Below are 259 nucleotides of genomic sequence, written 5' to 3' on the forward strand. Positions count from 1 at the left end.
TCCTGAAACTCGTCCGCCATCACGGCCGTAAAACGGGCGGACCATCGGCGATGGTATTCTGCATCATGCAACATCGCGAGGGTCGGCCACATCAGCAGATCACCAAAATCCGCCGCGTTCTGCTCGCGCAAGATCGCCTGGTAACGACCATACAGCCCGACCACAAAGCGCCAGCTTTCATGATCCACATGGAGATTCGCCGACTGTCGCCTGCGGATCAGGCTTTCAACATGCGCGAAAGCAGCCACCGGTGTGATCA

At 57.9% G+C, this 259-nt stretch carries 1 protein-coding gene; it reads right to left on the reverse strand.

The window, feature by feature from the left end; all coding sequences use genetic code 11:
* Positions 1 to 259 (reverse strand): UvrD-helicase domain-containing protein (locus tag B7449_RS19275; protein WP_052952451.1); only part of this gene is annotated, 259 nt, incomplete at both ends.

Origin of the sequence: Komagataeibacter intermedius TF2 (assembly GCF_000964425.1) — a bacterium.
GTDB lineage: Bacteria > Pseudomonadota > Alphaproteobacteria > Acetobacterales > Acetobacteraceae > Komagataeibacter > Komagataeibacter intermedius.